We start from the raw sequence: 23,310 nt of genomic DNA, 5'->3' as shown, positions 1-23,310 counted from the left end.
TCATGCCGTAAGCAAGGGCATGACCGCGATGCCCCCGATCCTGCCGCGCACTGCCGCTTGCCTCCTGCTCGCTCTGGGCTTGCCGGCAGCCGCCGCCGATCTTGGCCTTGGCGCAGCGGGCGATCTGCGCCTCAACGGTTTCTTCACCCTGGTCGCGACTCGCGCGGAGACAGGCGAGGCCGCGGACTATCGCACAGCGAACTACCTCAGCGCGGGCTCCGATCGCACGCGGCGCTGGGACTTCCAGAACGATTCGATTGCGGGCCTGCAGGCTTTCTGGAACACGCCGCTGACCGGCATTTCGCTGGTCGCCCAGGGCGTTATCGCCAGCAACACCCACGACGAACTCAAACCCCGCCTGGACTGGCTCTACGCCGGCTGGCAGGCAAGCGACACCCTGACCCTGCGCGTCGGACGCACGCCCTTCCCGGCGATGATGGATTCGGAAGTCCGCTGGCTCGGGCATGCGCGGCTCACGGCAACGCCGCCGCCGGAGACCTACTTTCACCTGCCGATGACGTCGCTCGACGGCGCCTCGCTGCGCTGGCGCACTGCACGCGGCGAGCAGTACCTGCAGTTGCGGGCGGGCGCAGGGCAGACGCACTTTGAAACCGCCTCGCGCACCGGCATCACCTCGGTAGACATCCACAAGGTCGTCGCGGCCAGCGTGGAAGTGGGTTCTGAAGTCTGGCGGTTCTACGCAGGGGGGTTCCGGGTCGATGCGCACGTGCAGTCGCCCCCGCTCATCAAACTGCACGACGCGCTGATGGCGCTCGCGCCCACCACCCCCATCGCGGCCGACATGGCGGCGGCCTACCCCACCGACCCGTTCCCGGTGGTGCAGCTGAGCCTCGGTACCGAGTACCTCGATGCGCCATGGTCGTTCAAGGCCGAGGCGGTGCGGCGTTCATCCGACACCTTGCTGATCTATGCCGTGCGCGGCTGGTATGCCGTGGGCGGGTACACAATCGGCGCCTTCACCCCCTACATCGGCGGGGGGCGCCAATGGCAGGCAAGCGACCTGACGCCCAAGTTCCTGCCGCCCGGCACACCCGGTGGCGCAGCGCTTTCCGCTTTTTACAACGCCACGTTGATCGGCCTCGCCCAGCATCGCGTCGGACTGGGCGTGCGCTATGACCTGCCGGAAGGGGCCGCGCTCAAGCTGCAATATGACCGCCTGCAACTGGATGCGGCGAATTCCCGCGGAAGCTTCACCAACCAGAAGCCCGGCTTCATCGGGCGCGAGCAACCGGTCCATGTCTTTTCGTTCGCCCTTGACTATCAGTTCTAGCGCCTGGCTGACCGTCGCGCTGCTGATGCTGGGCGGCGGCAAAGCTCTGGCAGAGCCCGCTGACGGTTCCGGGGTCGCGACCATCGCAGTCGTCGTAAGAGCCGATTCGAGCCTGCGCGCGATGACGCGTGACGAGCTCTACGCCATGTTCGTCCTCGACCAGCGCGGCCCGTACAACCCGATCGACCTGCCGGAATCCGACCCGACCCGGACTGCCCTTTACCTGCGGCTTGCGAGCAAGAACCTGACGATGATGCGCGCGTTGCGCGCGCGGCTGGTGTTTACCGGCGCGGGGCGGCCACCACAGCAGCTGGAGCTGCCGGCCGCCCTGGCCCGCCTCGCCGCCGACCAGGCTGCAGTGGTTTATCTGCCCGCCGGCAAGATCCCCGTTGGCGCGCGCGTCGTGGCGACCCTGGGTAGCGAGCCCTGAGCACCACCTGGAGCTGACCCTCAAGTCGCGGCTGTCGTTTGCCGTAAATGGGGTCTGAGTCCCCATCATGGCGACCATGACCCCGATCCGTCCAACTCGACGCAGATGCCTTTTGGCAGCTACTCTCGTGGCGCTGACCTCCCTGCTCAGCCCGCTCGTAGACGCAGTCGAGTTCGACCTCGGTACCGGCGGCAACCTCGCGATCAATGGCTATGCGACGCTGGCTGCGACCTACGCCGACACGGACCACCAGGCGGACTTCCGGCCCGCGCAATTCCAGAATTTCGGCAGCGGCCTGACCCGCACTTGGGACTTCGCCAACGACTCGAATGTCGCGCTGCAAGGCATCTGGCGTACGCCCTGGCCGACGCTGCGCCTGGTCGGCCAGGTGGTCGCCGTCAATGACACTTACGATCACTTCACCCCGCGCGTGGACTGGGCCTACTTCGGCTGGTCGCCGCACGTTGAGGTCGAAGGGCGTATCGGGCGCTTTCCCTTCCCGTCCGGATTGCAGTCGGAAACGCGTTGGGTCGGCAGCAGCCGCCTCGAAGTGCGGGCGCCGCTCGCGATCTACCACGCTCTTCCGGTCTCGTCGCTGGACGGTGCCGACCTCAACTGGCGACCGATGCGGGGCGACTGGGCGATGCGGGTGCGGGCGCTCTATGGCAGCACGCAGGCGGATCTGGCGTCGCGGTTCGGCGACGGCACGGCCAACATCCGGGATGTGATCGGGTTGTCACTCGAAGGGTCGAACGGCCCCTGGCGCGCCTATGTGGGCGGTTTTCACTCCGATATTGCAGCCAGCTACCCGAGCACGCTCAAGCTGGTCGCCGCGCTGCGCGCCGCATCCAACGCCTATCCGCCCGCCGCCGCGCTGGTCCACGACTGGAGCCCCGACTACGACGGCTACTCGCAGGTCGATCTGGGCGTGGAATACATCAAGGCGCCCTGGACGCTGCGGGCCGAGGCGCTGGCGCGCTTCAGCGACACTCGCCTCGTCGGTAACTTGCGCGATGCTTACCTGTTGGCCGGATACAGCTTCGGCACCTGGACACCTTTCGCCTCGTTCAACGCGCTCTACACCGTGGGCAAGTTCGACCCCGAACCCGTGCCGCCCGCGCCACCCATCGCGACTGCGGCGATACGCGCGCATAACGCGGCGATAGCAGGCGTCGTCGACAGCCGCATCGCGACCCTCGGCCTGCACTGGGCGGCGAGCGCGCCGATCGACGTCAAACTGCAGTGGGACCGTCACTGGCTGGTCCGCAACGTCGACGGCGGCGCCTTCAGCAACCGGCAACCTGGCTTCGTCGGGCGCGACAAGCCGATCAATGTCTTCACGATTGCGCTGGACTATGCGTTCTGAACGCCTGCTTCGCGGAATCCTTGCCTTGGGCCTGAGCCTGGTCGCAGCCATGTCCGCGGCGGCCGACGGCGTTGTGATCGTGGTGCGCCGCGATTCACCGATCGGGAGCCTCACGCGCGACGAGGCATACAACCTGTTCGTGCTGGACCGGCGCGGCACGCTCGCGCCGTTCGACCTGCCCGAAACCGAACTCGCCCGACAGGCGCTTTATCAGGAGCTGGCCGGGCGCAATGTCACCATGATGCGCGCCTTGCGCGCGCGCCTGGTGTTCTCCGGCCAGGGGCGTCCGCCGCAACAGGTCGAACTGGAAGAAATGCTGCAACGCCTGCAGGCCGATCGCAACGCCATCGGCTACCTGCCGGCTGGCGCGGTGCCCGACGGCCTGCGCATCCTGCTGACACTTGGCGCGACCCGCTGAATCACCAAAAACCATAGAATCTCGCTTTCCGGCTACCCGCCGGCCAGACCCCCGAAGCGAGCGCCATGAGCGATAACACCCCTAACGTCGGCAAGCGCGTCGTGCGCGCCGCCTGCCCCCACGACTGCCCCGACACCTGCGGCATGCTCGTCACCGTCGAGGACGGCCGCGCCACGAAGATCCAGGGGGCGCCCGACCTGCCGATGACCAACGGCGCGCTGTGCACCAAGGTCGCCTTCTACCTCGAACGCACCTACTCCGAGCAGCGCCTGCAATACCCGATGAAGCGCGTCGGCAAGAAGGGCGAAGGCAAGTTCGAACGCATCGGTTGGGACGAGGCGCTGGACACGATCGCCGCGAAGTTCCGCGAAATCGCCGCCGACGACCCGCGTGCGATCACGCCTTACAACTACGCCGGCACCATGGGGCTGGTGCAGGGCGGTTCGATGGACCGCCGCTTCTTCCACCGCCTGGGCGCAAGTTTCCTCGCCCACACCATCTGTGCCGAAGCCGGTTTCCAGGGCTACAAGGCCACCGTCGGCGCGACCCTGGGCACTGACCCGGAGGCGTTTGCCGAATCGCCGTACATCATCATCTGGGGCGCCAACCCGGTGGTCTCGAACCTGCACCTGTGGAGCCGGGTGCAGGAGGCCAAGCGCCGTGGCGCCCGCGTTGTCTGCATCGACCCGCTGCGCACCCAGACCGCCGAAAAGAGTCACTGGCACCTGCAGCCCTACCCCGGCACCGACGGCGCACTGGCGCTGGCGATCATGCATGTGCTGGTGCGCGACGATCTGCTCGACCACGACTACATTCGCGATTACACAATTGGGTTTGATGCGCTGGCCGAACGGGTGCGCGACTGGACGCCCGGGCGTGCCGCACTCGAAACCGGCCTCGCCGCGGCCGACATCGAACAGCTGGCGCGCGAGTACGGCACGGCACGGCCAGCGACGATCCGCGTCAATTACGGGCTCAACCGCTGTGCCGGCGGCGGCAGCGCGATGCGCGCCATCGCCTGTCTGCCCGCACTCACTGGCCACTGGCGCCATCGTGCCGGCGGCATGCTGCTGTCCACATCTGGCACCTACGCGGTGGACAGCGCCAAGCTCGAGCGTCCTGATCTGTACCCGGAAGACCCGCGCTTTCCGCCACGCACGATCAACATGACCAACATCGGCGACGAACTGCTGCATCGCGCCGACCCGAAGCTGCGCGCGATCATGGTCTACAACTCCAACCCGGTCGCAATCGCGCCGGACTCGAACAAGGTACGCGCCGGCTTCGGCCGCGACGACCTTTTCGTCGTTGTCCACGAGCTGTTCCAGACCGACACCGCCGACTACGCCGACATCCTGCTGCCGGCGACCAGCCAGCTCGAGCACTGGGACGTGCACAAGAGCTACGGCCACCTCAACGTGCTGGCCAACGTACCGGCGATCGCGCCGCTCGGCGAAGCGCGCCCGAACACCTGGGTGTTCCGCGAACTGGCGAAGCGCATGGGCTTCAACGAGGCCTGCTTTGACGAAGACGACGAGACCATCGCCGCCCAGGCCTTCCGCAAGGACCACCCGCGCAACAAGGGTTTCGACTGGGACACCATGAAGCGCGAGGGTTTCCAGCGCATGGACCTGCCGACACCGTTCGCGCCCTTCGCTAACGGCGGCTTCCCGACGCCTTCCGGCAAATGCGAGTTCCATTCGGCCACACTGGAAGCCGCCGGTCACGACCCGCTGCCAACCTATGTGCCGCCGCGCGAAGGGCCGACCTCCAACCCGGCGCTGGCGGCGAAGTACCCGCTCGCGTTCATCAGCCCGCCGGCGCGCAACTTCCTCAACTCCAGCTTTGCCAACCTGCCGCGATTCCTGAAAGCCGAAGGCAAGCCCTGGCTCGACATGCACCCCGATGACGCCACGGCACGCAACCTCACCGATGGCCAGCGCGTGCGCATCTTCAACGAACGCGGCGCCTTCCACGCCACGCTGCGGGTCGACGCTGCGCAGCCCGGCATCCGCACCGGCGTCGTCAGCGCGCCGTCGATCTGGTGGCAGAAGCTCTCGGGCGATGGCGAGAACGCCAACGCGGTGACCTCGCAGGCGCTCACTGATCTTGGGGGCGGCGCAACCTTCTACGATTGCCTGGTGCAGGTGGAGGCCGCGGCGTGAAGCACGACATGCGTCATTCGGTCGCCGCTGCACTGGTCGCCAGCCTGTTCGCCACCGCGCCCCCGGCCGAAGCGGAAGCCGCGTTGATCGTGCCGGCCACTCCGGTTTCTCGCGCCGATACGGGTTTTGACGCCTTCAAGCAGGGTTTTGTCGACGCCCTGCTCGCCCACGATCCCGATTGGGCGCTGCAAGTGGGCAGCTACCGCGATGCGTCGCGTCTGGCAATCCCCGACCCTGCGGCCGACCTGAGCTTCGCGCAGAAGTGGTTGGGCCAGCTGGCGCGCCACCCGGTCGGCCAGCTCTCCGAAGCCAACCGCATCGACCGCGCGCTGATCGAGAACCGGCTGCGCAGCCTGCAGTGGTACAGCGGCCAGTTCCGCAACCGCGAATGGGACCCGAGCCAATGGAATGTCGGCGAGGGCTTCTCGATCCTGCTGACGCGCGAATACGCCCCGCTGGAAGCCCGCCTGCTCGCCGTCTCGGCCCGGCTCGCGCAGGTGCCGGCCTACTACACGGCGGCAGCGCGTGCCCTGCGGCGACCGACACTGGAACACACGCAGCTCGCGATCGAGCAAAGCCAGGGCGTGCTCGCGCTGCTGGATTCGCCGCTCGCATCCGCCATCGAGGCCGCCCACCTCGACGCCGAGCGCGCTGCGGAACTGCGGAGCCGCGCTTCGCTGGCGCGAGAGGCGGTGCACACCTGGGTCGCGCATCTCGAAGCCTTGATGCCGAGGCTGCAGCGCGGAGAAGGTCGCAGCTTCCGCATCGGGCCGGCGCAATACGCGCGCAAGTTCGCCTACGACATCCAGACCGATCTGACGCCGACGCAGCTCTACCGCGCCGCGCTGACCGAGAAGGAGCGTCTGCACGCGAAGATGGACACGCTTGCCGCAGCGCTATGGCCCAGGTACTTCCCCGACACCCCGCCACCGAAGACGCGTCTGGCGCGCATCGGCACGCTGATCGAAAAGCTCTCGGAGCAGCATGTCGCCGCGCCCGATTTCGTCGCAGAAGTGCAGCGCCAGATCCCGCAACTCGAAGCCTGGGTACGCGACAAGGACCTGCTCACGCTGAACCCTGACAAACCGCTGCAGGTGCGCGAAACGCCGCTGCACAAGCGCGGTGTCGCCGGAGCCTCGATCGACGCCCCCGGCCCCTTCGACCCGGCAGCGATCACCTGGTACAACGTCGATCCGCTCGACGCCCTTCCTGCCACGGAACAGGAAAGCACCCTGCGCGAATACAACCGCTGGACGCTGCAGATCCTCAACATCCACGAAGCGGTGCCGGGCCATTACGCGCAGCTCGTGTACGCCAACCGTTCGCCGAGCATGGTGAAGAGCCTGCTCGGCAATGGCGCGATGATCGAAGGCTGGGCGGTCTATGCTGAACGGATGATGCTCGAATCCGGCTGGGGCGATCACGAGCCCGAAATGGAGCTGATCTACGCAAAGTGGGTTCTGCGCGTGGTGTGCAATACGATCCTCGACTACAGCGCGCACACGCTCGGCATGAGCGAAGCGCAGGCGATGACGCTGCTGCGCGAGGAAGCCTTTCAGCAGGAAGCCGAGGCGCGCGAGAAATGGCGCCGGGTGCAGCTGACGCAGGTGCAGCTGGCCAGTTACTACAGCGGCTTCGAGAGCATCTACGCGTTGCGCGAAGACCTGCGTCGCCGCGATGGCGATGCCTTCGACCTGAAAACCTTCCATGAGCGTTTCCTGGGATTCGGCAGCGCACCGGTGAAATACATTCGTCAAATGATGCTGGGCTGAATGCGCGGCTGACCCATAACGCGGAGAACCAGGCAATGAACATGGACGTGGTGGACTACGAGATCGTCGGCAACGCGATGCAGTTTGTCGAGATCGAGCTCGACCCGGGCGAGGCCGCGATCGGCGAAGCCGGCGCGATGATGATGATGCAGGACGGCATCGAGATGGACACCGTGTTCGGCGATGGCTCGTCGGCACAGCAAGGCCTGTTCGGCAAACTGCTGGGTGCCGGGAAACGCCTGCTCGCGGGTGAATCGCTGTTCACCACGGTCTTCCACAACGAGGCCGCCGGCAAGCGCAAGGTTGCCTTCGCTGCGCCCTTTCCGGGCCAGATCGTGCCGGTGAATCTCTCGGACGTTGGCGGCACCTTGCTGTGCCAGAAAGATTCCTTCCTCTGCGCAGCACGCGGCGTGTCGCTCGGCGTGGCCTTCCAGCGCCGCCTCGGCACCGGCCTGTTCGGCGGCGAAGGCTTCATCATGCAGAAGCTCGAAGGCGACGGCATGGTGTTCGTGCACGCCGGCGGCACGCTGGTCGAACGCAAGCTGCAGGCAGGCGAGACGCTGCGCGTCGACACGGGTTGCGTGGTGGCCTACGAGCCGAACGTGGATTTCGCCATCCAGTACGTCGGCCGCATCAAGAGCGCACTGTTCAGTGGCGAAGGCCTGTTCTTTGCCACGCTGCGTGGGCCGGGCCGGGTCTGGCTGCAATCGCTGCCACTGTCGCGCATGGCCAATCGCATCGTGATGGCGGCGCCTGCCGCGGGCGGCCAGTCGCGCGAGGAAGGCTCGGTACTCGGCGGCCTCGGTCGCCTGATCGACGGCGACAACTGATTAACCGGCTCAGCCCCGACGATAGGCGTCGGGGCGATGCAGTTCCATGTAACGATCCGGCGCCGCCAGCGGCGTGAAGCCGTAGCGGCCGTACAAGCCGTGCGCATCGCCGGTGACCAGCACCATGCGGCGCAGGCCTTGCAGGTCCGGGTGCGCGACGACTGCATCCATCAACCGCTTCGAATAACCGCGACCGCGATAGTCGGGCAGCACGAACACATCCGCCAGATAGGCGAAGGTTGCCCGGTCGGTGATCACGCGGCCGAACGCGACCTGCGCGCCGTCGACGAATCCGCCAAAGCAGATCGAGTGGGCGAGCGCACGGTCGAACACCGCTCGCGGCAAGCCTTTCGACCAGTAGGCCTCTTCCGCGAGGAAGCGATACACCGCGTCGAGATCAAAGGCCGCGAGGTCGGTCGAGACGCTGTACATGCCCGCCCCGGTCACCATGACGCGCGGAACGAATCCGCGCTGAACTGCGGATGGGTCGTGATCGGGCGCAGATCCACGAACTCGAACTGCGCGACCCGCAGTTGCTTGAGTTGCTCGATCGTCAGCGCGTCCCACTGTGCGTTCGGTTCCCCCTGCACGAACAGGTCGGAACCGATGTCCGCCACGTACAGGCCATAGGTCTGCATGGCGGCCGCAATGCGCTGCGCCTGCGGCGTCCAGTCCGGCGGGATCGCGAAGTCGCGACGCAAGCGCATCGCGGCACCGAAGGGGATACCCCCAGCGGTGGCGCCACCGGCAGCGTGTCGGGCCGGCCAGGTCGCCACGCGCGCCAGCACGCTGTCGCGCAGCGTCACGCGGAAAGCATGGCGGATCTCGCCGGCACTCGCTTCGCCGGCACGCGCCAGCAGCGGCAGGATCGGCAGCCCGGCGGCGTCGCCCGAGGTCCAGGTATCCGGGCGCATGGCGTTGCTGCGCAGGTCCCAGGCCGCAGTCGAGTAGGCGTACCACTGGCCATTGAGCTTGTAGCTGAAGTAGCTCTCCCACAAGCGACAACTGCCCTGCTCGACCACCAGCACATGGCGGTCGCCGCACACCTGCGCGTCGTTGCAATTGCCGCCTTCGGCCTTGAGGCCGGCGTCGGCCGGATACGGGAAGCGGCGCGCGGCGGGCGCCACGCTCGCGCAGTTGCGGACGAGGTCAAAGCCGCCCGCAGTGTTGGTCACCGCGCAGTCGCTCTCGTCCGGCACGCCATCGCCATTGCCGGCGCGCGGATCGGTCACGGAAAAAGAGACTGTCGGCCAGTCGCTGGATTGAGCACCGGCGCCCACCACGTTGTAGGGAATGCCGTAGTAGGTGTCGTACTGCGCCGAGTTGTCCTGATTGCCCCAGTCCGGGTGCAAGGGCACGGTACGCGCGCCGGCCTGTGTGATCAGGCTCATCCAGGCCGCGTTGTCGGGGTGCACCGGAAGCGTATCGATCGCGGTATTGAAGATCGCGTCCGCGGGGAATACCGCGCAGCCGCCAATCTCAGGCGCGCCCGCCGGTGGCGGTGGCGTCCCGCCTCCGCCACCCCCTGTGCCGCCACCTGAACCACTGCCGCCTGACCCACCACCCGGATTGCTCGCGGGCGGCGCCGACGTGCCACCGCCACCACCGCACGCCGTAACCATCATCCACGCAAGGAGCGCGAGCAGTTGCCCCCGGTGCATGCGCCTCGTTCCGTTCATCGACAACTCCTTCGGGACTCCGCTTGCCATCGTCACCACGGACCCGGCAACACGCCACCACAAGTCTCCGCAATGCGCATGCCAGATTGCCGGGAACTCACGCAAGCATCACCCGTTGTGAGCCGCACGCATTGCGTGGCGCAGGTCTCGGCGGATCGCGCGGTCAAATGCTGCAACTCAGCCGGCAGTCACACCGCGATGCCGCACCCCAGCGCGACGGATTTTGACATTGTCATAGCCCGGCAGGTGACGCAATGCGTCAGTCGAAGATGTCGAGGCGGGACGAACGCGGGACTTGCGCAGCTAGACAGACGGTGCGTCGTCCGGCACAGCCGCGGCCGCATCCAGACCCGCGGCACAGCGCGGGCACAGGCAGGCCTTGTTGATCAGCTCGGCCGGCACGCGGGCGAGGGCGTCCGTACTGATCGTCACTCTCGTGCACCAGCATTCGACATCGAGCCGCCCGGTCTGGGCCGGCGCACAGTGGTTGAGGCCGCCGCATAGCGGACACACAAGATTGGGAAGCGCATCCATACCATTCGAGCCCGCTGAGCCAGGCGCCGCCAACAGTGACAATGCCCGCGACCAACTGAAGGCATTGTCGTGATCTACGGGCCGAAACAATTCGGGCACCGCCTTGCAGCGATGCCCGCCCATGCATCGGCCGAACGCAGGATCCGAACGGCCGCAGTGTCGCTTGCGTGATCAGGCGCCGAGCTTCTTCTTCAACAGTTCGTTCACCTGTGCCGGCGAAGCCTTGCCCTTCGAAGCCTTCATGACCTGACCGACGAGCGCGTTGAAGGCTTTCTCCTTGCCGGCGCGGAATTCCTCGACCGACTTCTGGTTCGCCGCCAGCACCTCGTCGATGATCGGCTCGATCGCGGAGAGATCGGTGACCTGCTTCAGACCCTGCTTCTCGATGGCCTCGTCCGCGCTCGTCGCGTCGCCATTCCACAGCGCATCAAAGACCTTCTTGGCTGCCGAGTTCGAGATCGTGCCATCGGCGATGCGTGCAAGCATGCCAGCCAGCTGCGCGGGTTTGACCGGCGCATCGGTGATGTCGCGGCCTTCCTTGTTCAGGCGCGCGGCGAGCTCGCCCATGACCCAGTTCGCGGCCGGCTTGGCCGACGCCGCGCCCACGGCGGCGACGGTATCGACGTAGTACTGCGCCATCTCGCGGCTGGCGGTCAGCGTGGCAGCGTCATAAGCGGAGAGCTGGTACGCGTCGCGGAAACGCGCTTGCAGCGCGGCGGGCAACTCGGGCATCTCGCCCTTCACGCGGGCGATCCAATCGTCCGAGATGACCAGGGGCAGCAGGTCGGGATCGGGGAAGTAGCGGTAGTCGTGCGCGTCTTCCTTGCTGCGCATCGCGCGGGTTTCGCCGGCGTCCGGGTCGAACAGCACGGTCGCCTGCTGGATCGTGCCGCCGTCTTCCAGCGTTTCGATCTGATAAGCGATCTCGGCCTCGATCGCCTCCTTGAGGAAGCGGAAGCTGTTGAGGTTCTTCACTTCACGGCGGGTGCCGAGCTTCTCGGTGCCCTTCTTGCGCACCGACACGTTGGCGTCGCAGCGGAAGGAACCTTCCTGCATGTTGCCGTCCGAAATATCGATCCAGCGCACCAACGCGTGCAGCGCGCGGGCGTAGGCCACCGCTTCGTCGGACGAGCGCATCACCGGCTCGGTGACGATCTCCAGCAGCGGCGTGCCGGCGCGGTTCAGGTCGATGCCCGACATGCCGTGGAAGTCTTCGTGCAGCGACTTGCCGGCGTCTTCCTCGAGGTGGGCGCGGGTCAGCTGCACCGTCTTCTCGTAAGCCTTGTCACCTTCGCCGACCTGCACCGTGATCGTGCCGCCCTCGACCACCGGCAGCTCGTACTGGCTGATCTGGTAGCCCTTCGGCAGATCGGGGTAGAAGTAGTTCTTGCGGGCGAAGATGGAGCGCGGCGCGACCTTGGCGCCGATCGCGAGACCGAAGCGGATCGCCCGCTCGACCGCACCGCGGTTGAGCACCGGCAGCACGCCCGGCAGCGCGATGTCGATCGCCGAGGCCTGACGGTTCGCTTCCGCGCCAAAGGCGGTTGAACTGCCCGAAAAAATCTTCGATTGCGTCGAGAGCTGAACGTGTGTTTCCAGCCCGATCACGACTTCCCAGTCGGCTCTGCTCATTTCGCGTCTTCCATTCTCCGGCACCAAGAACGCGGCGCCGCATCCCGATTCAGTTGCATCGATTGACCCGCCGGTCGTAGAGGATCGGCAGGATGTAATCCATCGTGTTGCCCGGCTTGCAGTACTGCTCGCAGTTGCTGTAAGCGAGCGTGACCTTGGGCCCTTGTTCCCACATCCGCAGCGTGCAGCGCCCGCTGCGCGCCTTGAGTTCCACCGACGGCATACGCTGGGTCTGCGTGAAGTCCGGCAAGCCGAATTCGCAGACGCCGCCCAGCGGTGTCGCCAGCCGCGCGCGCAGGTACTTCACGTTCCCGTCGGTCACCTCGACATCTGCCTGCGCGATGTGGTGGCGTTCATCGTGCGAGGCACAGCGGAAACTCGCATTGAGCGGCTTGGCCTCCATCGCCTTTTTCGGCCGCCCGACCGACGGCGCTGCCGGCGCTGGCTCGGTTGCCTTCAACGGTGCCGGCGGCAAGGGCCGGTCGGCGCCCTTGCCGGACGGCGCACGCTCCGCAACAACCGGAGGCTTCGCCTTCTCGAACACCTCGTCCTGCTCGTCTGCGCCACGCCGCGAAGGTGTCTCGCACCCTGCCGCGACAAGCACCACGCCGAGCGACAGCGCCCTGCCGATCCCGCGCAAACCCGGCATCAATCAAGCCGCCCCGCGTTTGAACCCGGCCAGCAGTAACCCGACGCCGATGAACAAGGTGCCAAAGAAACGGTTGGTCCAGCGGATGTGGTTCGGATCGCGCAGGGCCGCCAGCACACGGGAAGCGAGCAGCGCATAGCCGCTCATCACAATCAGGTCGACCGCCACCAGGGTGGCCGCACAGATCAGGTACTGCGGCGCCTGCGACGCATGCGGGTCGATGAACTGCGGCAGCACCGCCAGCATGAACACGATGCCCTTCGGATTGCTGGCATTCACCAGAAAGCCGCGCAGCACCAGCGCGCGGCGGCGCGCGGGGACGATCTCGCCGTTGCTGTCGGCAAGCAGCGGCCGCGGCTCCGCACGCCACTGCTGCACGCCGAGCCAGACAAGGTAGGCCACGCCGAACCACTTGATGGCGTCAAAAGCCAGTTGCGAAGCGACCAGCAAGGCACCCAGGCCCATCGCGACGATGGCGACCAGCAGCAGCATGCCGAACTGCAACCCGAGGATGTTCCAGACCGCGCGCCGATAGCCGTAACGCAGACCGGCGGTCATGCACGACAGCGCGCCGGCACCGGGCGACAGGCTGATTGCCCACGAAGCGGCAAAGAAGGCGAGCCAGGTCTCGTGCGTCATCGGATCAGAGCGCCGGTGCCTTGCTGTGGAAGTCCGTCGCCTGCTGGAAGCGGTGCGCGATTTCGAGCATCCGCGCTTCATCGAAGTAGTTGCCGATCATCTGCAGCCCGACCGGCAGGCCGCCCGCACCGAAGCCGCAGGGGATCGACATCGCCGGCAGGCCGGCGAGGTTGATCGCGACGGTGTAGATGTCCGCGAGGTACATCTGCACCGGGTCGTCCGCCATCTGGCCGATCGGCCACGCGGTGGTCGGGCTCGCCGGACCAAGCAGCACATCGCACTGCGACAGCGCGGCCTTGAAGTCTTCCGCGATCAGGCGGCGCAGCTTGAGCGCCTGCAGGTAGTAGGCGTCGTAGTAGCCGTGCGACAGCACATAGGTGCCGACCATGATGCGGCGCTGCACTTCGCGGCCGAAGCCTTCGGCGCGGCTCTTGCAGTACATGTCCATCAGGTCGCGGTATTCCGCGGCGCGGTGGCCGTAGCGCACGCCGTCGAAACGGCTGAGGTTGGAGCTCGCCTCAGCCGGCGCGATCACGTAGTAGGCCGGGATCGCCAGTTCGGTCTTCGGCAGACTGACCTCGACGCGCACCGCGCCGAGCTTTTCCATTTCGCGGATCGCGGCTTCGATCGCTTCGCGCACGTCCGCCGCGAGGCCATCGCCGAAGTACTCCTTCGGCACGCCCAGGCGGACGCCAGCGAGCGGCTTGGCCGGGTCGGCCGGCGCCTTCGCGAGCAGGCGGGTGTAGTCCTCGGTCTCGCGCTCGGCGGAGGTCGAATCCTTCTCGTCGAAGCCAGCGAAAGCGTTGAGCAGGATCGCGCAGTCCTCGGCGCTCTTCGCGAACGGACCGCCCTGATCGAGCGAGGACGCATAGGCCACCATGCCCCAGCGCGACACCGCGCCGTAGGTCGGCTTCAGGCCCGTCACGCCGCACAGCGAGGCAGGCTGGCGAATCGAACCGCCGGTGTCGGTGCCGGTGATCGCCGGCGCCAGGCGCGCCGCCACTGCTGCCGCGGAGCCGCCCGAAGAGCCGCCCGGTACGCGCGAGACATCCCACGGGTTCTTCACCGCGCCGTAGGCCGAGTGCTCGTTGGTCGAACCCATCGCGAACTCGTCGCAGTTGGTCTTGCCCAGCATCACCGTGCCGGCCGCCTTGAGGCGCGCCACGACGGTGGCGTCGTAGGGGCTGACGAAGTTCGACAGGATCTTCGAGCCGCAGGTCGTCAGTACGCCTTCGGTACAGAAGATGTCCTTGTGCGCGATCGGGATGCCGGCGAGCGGCCCCACCGCCCCGGCCGCGCGTGCGGCATCTGCGGCCGCCGCCTGCGCCAGCGCGCCATCACGATCGACCGTGATGAAGGCATTGAGCGCCGGGTTCAGCGCGGCGATGCGGTCGAGGAAAGTCTGCGTCAGCTCGACGCTGGAAAATTGTTTTGCCGAGAGGCCGGCAGCAAGCTGTTTGAGGCTCAGTTCAAGCACGTTGGATCCGTGTGGCAGTGCCCGCGATCACCAGAGGTGGTGTACCGAAGGCTTGATCAATCGTTCGTAGATATCGCGCACCGCCGCCATTTCGGCGTCGGTGAGCGCACGCAGTCCTTCGACTGCAAGGTTGGCGTCAAGCTGGTCAGGGCGCGAGGCGCCCGGAATCACCGTCGACACTTGCGGGAACATCAGCACCCAGCGCAGCGCCCAGAGCGCCAGCGGCGTGTGGTCCGGGAACACCCGCTTGAGTTCCTCCACCGCCTGCAGGCCCAGTTCGTACGGCACGCCCGAGAAGGTCTCGCCCTTGTCGAACGCAGCGCCATCGCGGTTGAAGTGGCGATGGTCTGCCGCACCGAAGGTGGTCTCGCGGCCGAATTTGCCCGACAGCAATCCGCTCGCCAGCGGCACCCGCACGATCACGCCGATGTCACGCTTGGCCGCCTGTTCGAAGAACAGCCCGGCCGGGCGGTGGCGGAACATGTTGAAGATGATCTGCACCGTGGTCACGTTCGGGTACTCGATCGCCTTCAGCGCCTCCTCGACCTTCTCGACGCTGACGCCGAGGTTGAGGATCTTGCCCTCGCGCTTGAGGTCGTCGAACAGGCCGAAGATTTCGGGCCGGTAGAACACCTCGGTCGGCGGGCAGTGCAGCTGGATCAGATCCAGCGCGTCGAGGCCGGTGTTCTTCAGGCTGGCCTCGACGAACCCGCGCAGGCGCTCGACGGTGTAGCCGGCATTCACATGCGGCGAAATCTGGCGGCCGCATTTGGTCGCCACGAACACGCGCTCGCGCCGCGCGCGCACGACACGGCCGACGGCGGCTTCCGACATCCCGGCCGAATACACGTCGGCGGTGTCGATGAAGTTGATGCCGGCGTCGATCGCGCGATTCAGGATCGTCTCGGCGTTGGCGTCCGAGAAGGCATCGCCCCAGCGGCCACCGACCTGCCAAGTACCCAGCGCGATCTCGGAAACATCAAAACCGGTCTTGCCCAGCCTGCGTTGCTGCATGGCAGCCTCCCGCTTACTCGATGACCTTCGGAACCAGGTAGAGACCGTCTTCCGCCTGCGGCGCGACAGCCTGATAGGCATCGCGGCGATCGGATTCGGTCACCTGATCTGGGCGCAGGCGCTGAGCGACCGCCTGGGGGTGATAGAGCGGCTCGACACCGGCGGTATCCACCGCCTGCATGCGCTCGATCAAACCGAAAATGCCGTTGAGCTTTTCCAGCGAGGCCGCGGCCTCCTGATCGTCGAGCTCGAGCCGGGCAAGCCGCGCGATGCGGTGAACGTCGTCGTGAGTCAGCGACATGGCCGGAATTTCATTCAAAACAAGGAATTGAATAGGTTATCATAGACCCTTTACCCGCCCTAGCCGGACGGGTGCTGGGCACCGTCGAACGACGGTTTGCTGCCGCACGCGAGCGCATCCTCTCGCCGAACGGCCGCCCCGGTTTGCGACATCCGCGACCGGCCATGCGCCACAAGGGCGCTCCCCGCACCGCCCCGGGCACCCCCAGACACCAACGGATTAAACCTAAGACATGTTCGGATTCCTGCGTTCCTACTTCTCGAACGATCTCGCGATCGACCTCGGCACCGCCAATACCCTGATCTACGTCCGCGGCCGCGGCATCGTGCTGGACGAACCCTCGGTGGTGGCGATCCGCACCGAAGGCGGCCCCAACGCCAAGAAAACGATCCAGGCCGTCGGCGCCCAAGCCAAGCAGATGCTGGGCAAGACGCCGGGCAACATCACCGCGATCCGCCCGATGAAGGACGGCGTGATCGCCGACTTCACCGTCACCGAGCAGATGCTCAAGCAGTTCATCAAGAAGGTTCACCCCTCCTCGATGCTCGCCCCCAGCCCGCGCATCATCATTTGCGTGCCCTGCGGCTCGACCCAGGTCGAGCGCCGCGCGATCCGCGAGTCGGCGCTGGGTGCCGGAGCCTCGCAGGTGTACCTGATCGAGGAGCCGATGGCCGCCGCGATCGGCGCCGGCATGCCGGTGGCGGACGCAACCGGTTCGATGGTGGTCGACATCGGCGGCGGCACGACCGAGGTGGGCGTCATCGCGCTGGGCGGCACGGTGTTCGCCAGCTCGGTGCGCGTCGGCGGCGACAAGTTCGACGAAGCGATCGTCAACTACATCCGCCGCAACTACGGCATGCTGATCGGCGAGACCACCGCCGAGAACATCAAGAAGGAAATCGGCTCGGCCTTCCCGGGTTCCGAAGTGCGCGAGATGGAAGTCAAGGGACGCAACCTCGCCGAGGGCATCCCGCGCGGCTTCACAATCTCCAGCAACGAAATCCTCGAAGCGCTGGCAGATCCGCTCAACTCCATCGTCTCCGCAGTCAAGACCGCGCTCGAACAGACCCCCCCGGAACTGGGTGCCGACATCGCCGAGCGCGGCATGGTGCTGACCGGTGGTGGCGCACTGCTGCGCGACCTCGACCGCCTGCTGATGGAAGAGACCGGCCTGCCGGTGATCGTCGCCGAAGACCCGCTGACCTGCGTGGTGCGCGGCTCCGGCCTCGCGCTGGAAAAGATGGACAAGCTCGGCAACATTTTCGCCAGCGAATAAACCTGCCGCGCGGCGGCATCGCGAACAGCGCGCGCTTCGGGCGCGCGCTGTGCGTTAACTCCGCAGCGTCGCGCGCCCAGCACGAAAAACAGAACGCACTGACATGATGTCCGTCGTCGGCCACCAGCCACCTCCGTTCTTCAAGCGCGGCCTGCCCCCGGCGGCACGGCTGACGCTGTTCCTCGTGCTCTCGCTCGGGCTGCTGGTCGCCGACCTGCGCTTCCGTTACCTCGAAACCGTGCGCCACGGCATGACGGTTCTCGCCTACCCGCTGCAGATCGCTGCCGCCACCCCGGCCGAATGGGCCAACCGCACCTACGCCTACTTCTCGTCGCTGAGCCAGTTGCAGAGCGAGAACAAGGGACTTCGCAACACCGCGCTCAGCGATGCCAAACGCCTGTTGCGACAAGACAGTCTGGAGAAGGAAAACCAGCAGCTGCGCGACCTGCTCGCGATGCGCGAGCGCGTGTCGGCGCACAGCATCGCGGCGGAAGTGATCTATGCGGCGCGCGATCCCTTCTCGCGCCGGGTCATCATCGACCGCGGCGAACGTGATGGCATCGAGCCCGGCCTCGCCGCCATCGACCGTGCCGGCGTCGTCGGCCAGGTGACGCGCGTCTTCCCGCTGCAGGCGGAGATCACGCTGCTGACCGACAAGGATCAGGCGATACCGGTCAAGGTGGTACGCACCGGGCAACGCGCGGTGATGTTCGGCGCCGGCGGCGGACTGCTGGAACTGCGCTATCTCGCCGCCAACGCCGATGTCGAGCCGGGTGACGTCATCGTGACCTCAGGACTGGACGGCACCTATCTGCCCGATCTGCCGGTCGCCAAGGTTCTCAAGGTCAATCGGGACGATGCACGCGGCTTCGCGCGTTTCATCTGCCAACCCGTCGCCGGCATCGAGCGCAGCGGTGCGGTCCTGGTGCTCGGTCGCACGGTCAAACCCATCCCCGACCCGACCGCCAATCTGCCCGCGCCAACGCCCGCGCCCGGCGGCCGTTCGAAGAGGAGGTGAGATGCAGCCCAACCATCGCTCCAGCCGCATCCTGCTTCCAGTCCGCATGGGCTGGGTATGGTTCACGCTCATCGTCGCGCTGACGCTCAATCTCGTGCCGACGCGCGCCCTGCCCGGCGTGCCGGACTTCGTCGCGCTGGTGCTCGCCTTCTGGTGCGTGCGCGAGCCGCTGCGCGTGAGCATGGGCGCCGGATTCGTCTTCGGCCTGATGACCGACATCGGCTTCGGCGCAGCGCTCGGCCAGCACGCGCTCGCTTACGTGCTGCTCGCCTTCATCGCCGGCACCATGAGCCGCCGCCTGCTGTGGTTTCCGCCCGCCGCCCAGGCACTGCAGATGCTGCCGCTGTTCCTGATGACGCAGATCGTGATGCTGGTGGTGCGCCTCATCGCCGGCGCCGAATTCCCGGGCTGGGAATACTTCTTCACGACCTTCACCACTGCCCTGCTGTGGTTCCCGGCGCACTACGTCCTGCTGCTGCCGCAGATGCGCCCGGTCGAGCGCGACGAGAACCGCCCGCTTTGAGGCGGATCGAAGCCTGATGGAATTCAAGACACCCGAACAGGAGATTGCGCGTTTCCGCGGCCGCGTGCTGGCAGCAGGCGTGTTCGTGTTCGTCTGTTTCGGGCTGCTGGTGTCGCGCTTCGTGTGGTTGCAGGTGATCAAGCACGATTACTACAGCACCCGCGCCGAAGACAACCGCATCTCGCTGGTGCCGATCGTGCCCAACCGCGGGCTGATCGTCGATCGCAACGGCGTCGTGCTGGCGCGCAATTATTCGGCCTACACGCTGGAAATCACGCCGGGGCGCATCAAGGATCTGGACGCCACGATCGATGCACTGGCCGGCGTCATCGACATCGAAGCGAAAGACCGCAAGCGCTTCAAGAAACTGCTCGAAGAGAGCAAGACCTTCGAAAGCCTGCCGATCCGTAACCGGCTCACTGACGAAGAGGTCGCACGTTTCGTTGCGCAGCGTTATCGTTTCCCCGGCGTCGATATCAAGGCACGCCTGTTCCGCCAGTATCCGGAAGGCACTTTCGCCTCACACGTGCTCGGCTACATCGGCCGCATCAACGACCGCGAAAAGCAGCGCATCGAAGAAGACGACGAGCGCGCGGCGAACTACCGCGGCACTGACCATATCGGCAAGAGCGGGCTGGAACAGAGTTACGAAGACGAACTGCACGGCACCACCGGTTTCGAGCAGATCGAAGTGGATGCCGGCGGCCGCGCGGTACGTTCGCTCGCGCGCACGCCGCCTGTCCCGGGCCGCAAGCTGGTCCTGACGCTGGACGCGAAACTGCAGAAGATCGCCGAGGCGGCCTTCGGCAATCGCCGCGGCGCGCTGGTTGCGATCGAACCCGGCAGCGGTGGCGTGCTGGCGCTGGTGTCGATGCCCACCTTCGACCCGAACCTGTTTGTCGACGGCATCGATCCGCAGAACTGGGACGCGCTCAACAATTCGCCTGACCATCCACTGATCCAGCGCGCGATCTACGCCTCCTACCCGCCCGGCTCGACTTTCAAGCCCTTCATGGCGACAGCAGCGCTGATGACCGGCAAGCGCTCGGCCACGCAGGCCATCTCCGACCCCGGCTTCTTCTGGTTCGGCGGGCACCAGTTCCGCGACGACAAGAAGGGCGGCCACGGCTCGGTGGACATGGCCAAGTCGATCATCGTCTCCTGCGACACCTACTACTACTCGCTCGCCAACGAGATGGGCATCGACGCGATTGCCCGCACGCTGGGCCAGTTCGGCTTCGGCTCCCGCACAGGCATCGATATCGCCGGCGAAGCGAGCGGCGTATTGCCCTCGCCGGAATGGAAGAAGAAACACTTCAAGAAACCGGAACTGCAGAAGTGGTATGCCGGCGAGACCATCTCCGTCGGCATCGGGCAGGGCTACAACAACTACACGATGATGCAACTCGCGCATGCCACCGCAACGCTCGCGGCAGGCGGCGTGATGTACAAGCCGCACCTGGTGAAGTACGTGCAGGATCCGCGCACCAATGCGCGGCGCGTGATCGAGCCCCAGCCGCTCAAGACGATCCCGATCAAGCCTGAACACATCAAGGTGATCCACGACGCGATGGTTGGCGTGAACAAGTACGGCACTGGGGCGCGCGCTTTCGCCGGCGCCCAGTACGTGGCAGCAGGCAAGACCGGCACCGCGCAGGTGTTCTCGCTCAAAGGCGCCAAGTACGAGTCGCACGCGGTGGGCGAACGATTGCGCGACCACGCGCTGTTCATCGCCTTCGCCCCGGCCGAAGCGCCGAAGATCGCACTGGCGATCCTCGTCGAGAACGGCGGCTTCGGCGCGGAATCCGCCGCGCCGATCGCGCGCCAGGTGCTGGACTATTACCTGCTCGGCAAGGAACCCGCCGGTGCCGCGCCTGAACAACCGGGGGCCGAATGATCCTGCAACGCCTGTGGCGCCGCATCGCCGCCCCGATCGATCCCTTCCTGTTCGTGCTGGTCGTGATGCTGATCTGCTTCACGACTGTGGTTCAGCTCTCCGCTTCACCGGATCGCTGGCAGGCGCAGATGATCAACACCGCGGTCGGGCTCGTCGTTCTGTGGACGGCGGCCAACGTCACGCCGCAATTGCTGCAGCGCTTTGCCCTGCCACTCTACGTGCTGGGCGTTCTGCTGCTGGTAGCGGTGGCGCTCTTCGGGCAGATCTCGAAAGGTGCGCAACGCTGGCTCGACCTGGGTGTGATGCGCATCCAGCCCTCCGAGCTGCTGAAGATCGCGATGCCGCTGATGCTGGCCTGGTACTTCCAGCTACGTGAGGGCTCGCTGGCGGTGCGTGACTTTCTCGTGGCGGGCGCGCTGCTTGCCGTGCCAGTCGGCCTGATCGCCAAGCAGCCGGACCTTGGCACCGCGATTCTGGTGCTCTCGTCGGGCCTGTTCGTGATTTTCTTCGCCGGCCTGTCGTGGAAGCTGATCGCGCCGGTGCTGCTCGCCGGCGTGGTCGGTGTGGGCGCCATCATCGCCACCGAAGACCGGATCTGTGCGCCGGAAGTGCAGTGGCCGGGCCTGCGCGAGTACCAGAAACACCGCATCTGCACCCTGCTCGACCCAACCTCGGACCCGCTCGGCAAGGGATTCCACACGATCCAGTCGGAAATCGCCATCGGCTCCGGCGGTGTGCTGGGCAAAGGCTGGCGCAACGGTACCCAGACGCAGCTTGAATTCATCCCCGAGCGACACACCGACTTCGTGTTCGCCGTCGTGTCGGAAGAGTTCGGCCTGCTCGGCAACGTCGGCCTGCTATTCATTTTCCTGCTGGTGATCATGCGAGGCCTGATGATCGCCGCCAACGGCGCCACCGTGTTCGGGCGCCTGCTGGCGGGCGCGATCTCGCTGTCCTTCTTCACCTACGTGTTCGTGAACATGGGCATGGTCACCGGGATCCTGCCAGTGGTGGGGGTGCCGCTGCCGCTGGTGAGCTACGGCGGCACCGCACTGGTGACGCTTTGCCTTGGCTTGGGTATCCTGATGAGTGTTGCCCGTCACCGGACGCTGCTCCAGAAATGATCCGCCGCGCTATCCGTAACGGTTCCACCCGCCTGCCGATCGGCGGCCTTTCGGCCCTGACGGCCGCGCTGATCCTTTCGGCTTGCGCCACCTCTCCGGCGCCGGTCAGCCCGCAACCCGAGGCCAGGCCGACACCGCCCGCGACCGCCGGCACCGCCACAAAGCCGAAAGTCGTGCAGAAGCGCGGTGGCGGCTATTACAAGGACGACGGCCCCGGCGACGACATCCCCGACAACCTCGACGCGATTCCGGACGCCACGCCACGCGCCGAACCGCTGCACCCCTTCGCCAACAATCCGTACAACGTGTTCGGCAAGGACTATGTGCCGGCGACCTCCGTGAAGCCGTATCAGGAACAGGGGCTGGCCTCGTGGTACGGCCGCAAGTTCCACGGCAAGCCCACGTCGAGCGGCGAGAAGTACGACATGTACGGCATGACGGCCGCACACCCGACGCTGCCGATCCCGAGCTATGCGCGCATCACCAACCTGCGCAACGGCAAGTCGGTGATCGTGCGGATCAACGACCGCGGCCCCTTCCACACCGGGCGTTCGATCGACCTTTCCTACGCCGCCGCGTACAAGCTCGAGTACCTTGACACCGGCCACACCGATGTCGAAATCGAAGCCATCGTGCCGGAAGGCATTGAGGTGCTCGCCGAGAACATTCCGCCGATCCGTCAGCGCGGCAAGCCGGTCAAGCGCAACAGCCCGCCACCAGTGACGCTGGCACAACGCACGCCGGCGCCAGCGGACAAGGCTCCGCCAGTAATCGCGTCGGCCGAGGCGACGCCGCCCACGGCTTCGCTGCCGCCATCGATAGACGTAAAGCCGCTGGCGCCAGCCGCCGTGGCAACGGTCGCGACCGCAGCCGGGGCGGCCACGACCGCAAGCGCAGCAGCGACGGCACCGCTGGTCACCGCCGCCGCGACGACGCCGCCGCCAGTCCCCACCGCGACGCAACGCTCGGGCATCTTCCTGCAACTGGGCGCATTCACCACCGCGGCCAATGCTGAAAGCTTCCGCAAGTTCGTTGGTGGCGAACTCTCTGCGCTTGCAGGGCAGCTCGAAGTCCTGCTGCTCGACGGGCGTTTCCGCCTTCATGCGGGCCCCTTTGCCAGCGAAAGCGAAGCGCGCAGCATGGCCGTGAAGATTTCCGACGCATTGCGCTTCAAACCCTTCCTGGTCACACGCTGACCCTGCCGGGCCAAAGTATCGCGAAACACTTTCGCGCCCGGATTGCTGCGCTGCGGCAGGTATAATTCCGCCTCCCCTG

General features: G+C 66.3%; 22 protein-coding genes. 13 read left to right on the top strand and 9 right to left on the bottom strand.

Features of this window, described 5'->3' with window-relative positions; genetic code table 11:
• Window positions 1-19: 19 nt before the first annotated feature.
• The 7 genes from GGR36_RS17770 to GGR36_RS17740 all read left to right on the top strand — a co-directional run bounded on the left by GGR36_RS17770 (window position 20) and on the right by GGR36_RS17740 (window position 8,272).
• Window positions 20-1,291 carry a hypothetical protein gene (locus GGR36_RS17770; protein WP_183636113.1) on the top strand — a complete coding sequence of 424 codons (1,272 nt, stop codon included), beginning with the start codon at window positions 20-22 and terminating at the stop codon, window positions 1,289-1,291.
• Window positions 1,275-1,721 carry a hypothetical protein gene (locus GGR36_RS17765; protein ID WP_183636112.1) on the top strand — a complete coding sequence of 149 codons (447 nt, stop codon included), beginning with the start codon at window positions 1,275-1,277 and terminating at the stop codon, window positions 1,719-1,721. The genes GGR36_RS17770 and GGR36_RS17765 overlap by 17 nt, the downstream gene beginning before the upstream one ends.
• A 127-nt stretch (window positions 1,722-1,848) precedes the next feature.
• Entirely contained in the window at window positions 1,849-3,087 is a 1,239-nt protein-coding gene (locus tag GGR36_RS17760) for a hypothetical protein (protein ID WP_183636111.1), read from the top strand.
• Window positions 3,077-3,505, top strand: coding sequence for a hypothetical protein (locus GGR36_RS17755; RefSeq protein ID WP_183636110.1), 429 nt, complete (start codon window positions 3,077-3,079; stop codon window positions 3,503-3,505). The genes GGR36_RS17760 and GGR36_RS17755 overlap by 11 nt, the downstream gene beginning before the upstream one ends.
• 65 nt (window positions 3,506-3,570) lie before the next feature.
• A complete protein-coding gene (locus tag GGR36_RS17750) occupies window positions 3,571-5,670 on the top strand; it encodes a molybdopterin-containing oxidoreductase family protein (RefSeq protein WP_183636109.1) in 2,100 nt (699 codons plus the stop codon).
• Entirely contained in the window at window positions 5,667-7,442 is a 1,776-nt protein-coding gene (locus GGR36_RS17745) for a DUF885 family protein (protein ID WP_183636108.1), read from the top strand. The genes GGR36_RS17750 and GGR36_RS17745 overlap by 4 nt, the downstream gene beginning before the upstream one ends.
• 35 nt (window positions 7,443-7,477) lie before the next feature.
• On the top strand, window positions 7,478-8,272 hold the full coding sequence (locus GGR36_RS17740; protein ID WP_183636107.1) for a TIGR00266 family protein: 795 nt from the start codon (window positions 7,478-7,480) through the stop codon (window positions 8,270-8,272).
• 9 nt (window positions 8,273-8,281) lie between these two features.
• Here GGR36_RS17740 and GGR36_RS17735 read toward each other — a convergent pair whose 3' ends face one another.
• The 9 genes from GGR36_RS17735 to gatC all read right to left on the bottom strand — a co-directional run bounded on the left by GGR36_RS17735 (window position 8,282) and on the right by gatC (window position 16,197).
• A complete protein-coding gene (locus GGR36_RS17735) occupies window positions 8,282-8,704 on the bottom strand; it encodes a GNAT family N-acetyltransferase (protein ID WP_207064489.1) in 423 nt (140 codons plus the stop codon).
• A gap of 11 nt (window positions 8,705-8,715) precedes the next feature.
• Window positions 8,716-9,951, bottom strand: coding sequence for a hypothetical protein (locus tag GGR36_RS17730; protein WP_183636105.1), 1,236 nt, complete (start codon window positions 9,949-9,951; stop codon window positions 8,716-8,718).
• Window positions 9,952-10,254: 303 nt separating this feature from the next.
• On the bottom strand, window positions 10,255-10,485 hold the full coding sequence (locus GGR36_RS17725) for a cysteine-rich CWC family protein (protein WP_183636104.1): 231 nt from the start codon (window positions 10,483-10,485) through the stop codon (window positions 10,255-10,257).
• Between the two features lie 171 nt (window positions 10,486-10,656).
• The gene (gatB, locus tag GGR36_RS17720; RefSeq protein ID WP_183636103.1) at window positions 10,657-12,117 is read right to left on the bottom strand and encodes an Asp-tRNA(Asn)/Glu-tRNA(Gln) amidotransferase subunit GatB; all 1,461 of its coding nucleotides are present in this window, start codon (window positions 12,115-12,117) and stop codon (window positions 10,657-10,659) included.
• A gap of 49 nt (window positions 12,118-12,166) precedes the next feature.
• On the bottom strand, window positions 12,167-12,766 hold the full coding sequence (locus GGR36_RS17715) for a hypothetical protein (protein WP_183636102.1): 600 nt from the start codon (window positions 12,764-12,766) through the stop codon (window positions 12,167-12,169).
• A 3-nt stretch (window positions 12,767-12,769) separates the two neighbouring features.
• Window positions 12,770-13,405, bottom strand: coding sequence for a homoserine/homoserine lactone efflux protein (gene rhtB / locus GGR36_RS17710; protein WP_183636101.1), 636 nt, complete (start codon window positions 13,403-13,405; stop codon window positions 12,770-12,772).
• A gap of 4 nt (window positions 13,406-13,409) precedes the next feature.
• Entirely contained in the window at window positions 13,410-14,882 is a 1,473-nt protein-coding gene (gatA, locus tag GGR36_RS17705) for an Asp-tRNA(Asn)/Glu-tRNA(Gln) amidotransferase subunit GatA (RefSeq protein ID WP_183636100.1), read from the bottom strand.
• A gap of 27 nt (window positions 14,883-14,909) precedes the next feature.
• The gene (locus GGR36_RS17700; RefSeq protein ID WP_183636099.1) at window positions 14,910-15,896 is read right to left on the bottom strand and encodes an aldo/keto reductase; all 987 of its coding nucleotides are present in this window, start codon (window positions 15,894-15,896) and stop codon (window positions 14,910-14,912) included.
• A gap of 13 nt (window positions 15,897-15,909) precedes the next feature.
• The gene (gene gatC, locus GGR36_RS17695; RefSeq protein ID WP_183636098.1) at window positions 15,910-16,197 is read right to left on the bottom strand and encodes an Asp-tRNA(Asn)/Glu-tRNA(Gln) amidotransferase subunit GatC; all 288 of its coding nucleotides are present in this window, start codon (window positions 16,195-16,197) and stop codon (window positions 15,910-15,912) included.
• A 232-nt stretch (window positions 16,198-16,429) separates the two neighbouring features.
• Here gatC and GGR36_RS17690 point away from each other — a divergent pair, with 232 nt between their 5' ends.
• The 6 genes from GGR36_RS17690 (at window position 16,430) to GGR36_RS17665 (ending at window position 23,231) form a co-directional block, all read left to right on the top strand.
• Window positions 16,430-17,473, top strand: a complete 1,044-nt coding sequence (locus tag GGR36_RS17690) for a rod shape-determining protein (protein WP_183636097.1) — start codon at window positions 16,430-16,432, stop codon at window positions 17,471-17,473.
• A gap of 103 nt (window positions 17,474-17,576) precedes the next feature.
• The gene (gene mreC, locus GGR36_RS17685) at window positions 17,577-18,491 is read left to right on the top strand and encodes a rod shape-determining protein MreC (RefSeq protein ID WP_242533295.1); all 915 of its coding nucleotides are present in this window, start codon (window positions 17,577-17,579) and stop codon (window positions 18,489-18,491) included.
• Between the two features lies 1 nt (window position 18,492).
• Window positions 18,493-19,014 (top strand): rod shape-determining protein MreD, encoded by a 522-nt coding sequence (mreD, locus tag GGR36_RS17680; RefSeq protein ID WP_183636096.1) that lies wholly within the window; start codon window positions 18,493-18,495, stop codon window positions 19,012-19,014.
• Window positions 19,015-19,030: 16 nt separating this feature from the next.
• On the top strand, window positions 19,031-20,911 hold the full coding sequence (gene mrdA / locus GGR36_RS17675) for a penicillin-binding protein 2 (RefSeq protein ID WP_207064488.1): 1,881 nt from the start codon (window positions 19,031-19,033) through the stop codon (window positions 20,909-20,911).
• On the top strand, window positions 20,908-22,035 hold the full coding sequence (rodA, locus tag GGR36_RS17670; protein WP_183636095.1) for a rod shape-determining protein RodA: 1,128 nt from the start codon (window positions 20,908-20,910) through the stop codon (window positions 22,033-22,035). Before mrdA ends, rodA begins: the two co-directional genes overlap by 4 nt.
• The gene (locus GGR36_RS17665; RefSeq protein WP_183636094.1) at window positions 22,032-23,231 is read left to right on the top strand and encodes a septal ring lytic transglycosylase RlpA family protein; all 1,200 of its coding nucleotides are present in this window, start codon (window positions 22,032-22,034) and stop codon (window positions 23,229-23,231) included. Before rodA ends, GGR36_RS17665 begins: the two co-directional genes overlap by 4 nt.
• Window positions 23,232-23,310 lie beyond the last annotated feature (79 nt).

Origin of the sequence: Niveibacterium umoris (assembly GCF_014197015.1) — a bacterium.
Taxonomy (GTDB): Bacteria; Pseudomonadota; Gammaproteobacteria; order Burkholderiales; family Rhodocyclaceae; genus Niveibacterium; species Niveibacterium umoris.
The sequence above is the reverse complement of the archived record's forward strand: the minus strand, read 5'-3'. Positions and strand labels throughout refer to the sequence as shown.

Bases quoted from the DNA above. Each gene is read 5' to 3' on its own strand.
- rodA (WP_183636095.1), top strand. From the start codon at position 20,908: ATGATCCTGCAACGCCTGTGGCGCCGCATCGCCGCCCCGATCGATCCC.
- gatB (WP_183636103.1), bottom strand. From the start codon at position 12,117: ATGAGCAGAGCCGACTGGGAAGTCGTGATCGGGCTGGAAACACACGTT.
- GGR36_RS17740 (WP_183636107.1), top strand. From the start codon at position 7,478: ATGAACATGGACGTGGTGGACTACGAGATCGTCGGCAACGCGATGCAG.
- mreD (WP_183636096.1), top strand. From the start codon at position 18,493: ATGCAGCCCAACCATCGCTCCAGCCGCATCCTGCTTCCAGTCCGCATG.
- GGR36_RS17725 (WP_183636104.1), bottom strand. From the start codon at position 10,485: ATGGATGCGCTTCCCAATCTTGTGTGTCCGCTATGCGGCGGCCTCAAC.
- GGR36_RS17665 (WP_183636094.1), top strand. From the start codon at position 22,032: ATGATCCGCCGCGCTATCCGTAACGGTTCCACCCGCCTGCCGATCGGC.
- GGR36_RS17730 (WP_183636105.1), bottom strand. From the start codon at position 9,951: ATGAACGGAACGAGGCGCATGCACCGGGGGCAACTGCTCGCGCTCCTT.
- GGR36_RS17755 (WP_183636110.1), top strand. From the start codon at position 3,077: ATGCGTTCTGAACGCCTGCTTCGCGGAATCCTTGCCTTGGGCCTGAGC.
- GGR36_RS17770 (WP_183636113.1), top strand. From the start codon at position 20: ATGACCGCGATGCCCCCGATCCTGCCGCGCACTGCCGCTTGCCTCCTG.
- GGR36_RS17735 (WP_207064489.1), bottom strand. From the start codon at position 8,704: ATGTACAGCGTCTCGACCGACCTCGCGGCCTTTGATCTCGACGCGGTG.
- rhtB (WP_183636101.1), bottom strand. From the start codon at position 13,405: ATGACGCACGAGACCTGGCTCGCCTTCTTTGCCGCTTCGTGGGCAATC.
- mreC (WP_242533295.1), top strand. From the start codon at position 17,577: ATGATGTCCGTCGTCGGCCACCAGCCACCTCCGTTCTTCAAGCGCGGC.
- gatC (WP_183636098.1), bottom strand. From the start codon at position 16,197: ATGTCGCTGACTCACGACGACGTTCACCGCATCGCGCGGCTTGCCCGG.
- GGR36_RS17750 (WP_183636109.1), top strand. From the start codon at position 3,571: ATGAGCGATAACACCCCTAACGTCGGCAAGCGCGTCGTGCGCGCCGCC.
- GGR36_RS17700 (WP_183636099.1), bottom strand. From the start codon at position 15,896: ATGCAGCAACGCAGGCTGGGCAAGACCGGTTTTGATGTTTCCGAGATC.
- GGR36_RS17690 (WP_183636097.1), top strand. From the start codon at position 16,430: ATGTTCGGATTCCTGCGTTCCTACTTCTCGAACGATCTCGCGATCGAC.
- mrdA (WP_207064488.1), top strand. From the start codon at position 19,031: ATGGAATTCAAGACACCCGAACAGGAGATTGCGCGTTTCCGCGGCCGC.
- GGR36_RS17715 (WP_183636102.1), bottom strand. From the start codon at position 12,766: ATGCCGGGTTTGCGCGGGATCGGCAGGGCGCTGTCGCTCGGCGTGGTG.